Raw genomic sequence first — 735 nt, forward strand, 5'->3', positions numbered from 1 at the left:
ACCCAAATTAAATTGGGCTTGAGCATTCCCTTGTTTCGCAACTTGAAGCGTTTTCTGAAAATCCGACACATCATCAGCCCAAACTGCCTGCGCCAAGCCCAAAGATAACAGGGCTACCATCATTTTTTTTAATAATTTATTCATTCTAAAATCCATTTCTTTCAATTATTGTTTCTGTTTTATCCTAGTTTTTCAGACGACCTTTAGAAAAATTCAATATCCTGCCTGATTAAATTTTCGATAAGCATCACAACCTTGTTGTAATCCATTATCACAAGCCTTACCAAACCACTCTTTGGCAATCTTATAGTTCTGACGAACACCTTCTCCTTTGGCATACATCACACCCAAATTGTATTGAGCATTGGCATACCCTTGTTCTGCCGCCTTGCGATACCACTGCACTGCCTGTGTATAGTCTTGATGGACTCCTTCACCTTTGAAATACATCCCACCCAAATTATTTTGGGCGTCTGCAAGCCCTTGTTCTGCCGCCTTGCGATACCACTGCACTGCCTGTGTATAGTCTTGACGGACTCCTCGCCCATTTTCATACATCACGCCCAAATTATATTGGGCGTCTGCATACCCTTGTTCTGCCGCCTTGCGATACCACTGCTCTGCCTGTGTATAGTTCTGACGGACTCCTTTACCTTCTTCATACATCCAACCCAAATTATATTCGGCATTGGCATACCCTTGCTCTGCCGCCTTGCGATACCACTGCACTGCCTG

The 735-nt window shown here is 43.7% G+C and carries 1 protein-coding gene and 1 pseudogene; both read right to left on the reverse strand.

Annotation, left to right across the window (positions count from 1 at the left end):
• Nucleotides 1–144: pseudogene (locus HMPREF2596_RS11650) on the reverse strand (sel1 repeat family protein); the annotation flags it as partial.
• A gap of 69 nt (nt 145–213) precedes the next feature.
• Nucleotides 214–735 (reverse strand): tetratricopeptide repeat protein (locus HMPREF2596_RS11275; RefSeq protein WP_141762679.1); only part of this gene is annotated, 522 nt, incomplete at its 5' end.

It is taken from the genome of Neisseria sp. HMSC078C12, assembly GCF_001838065.1.
Lineage (GTDB): Bacteria > Pseudomonadota > Gammaproteobacteria > Burkholderiales > Neisseriaceae > Neisseria.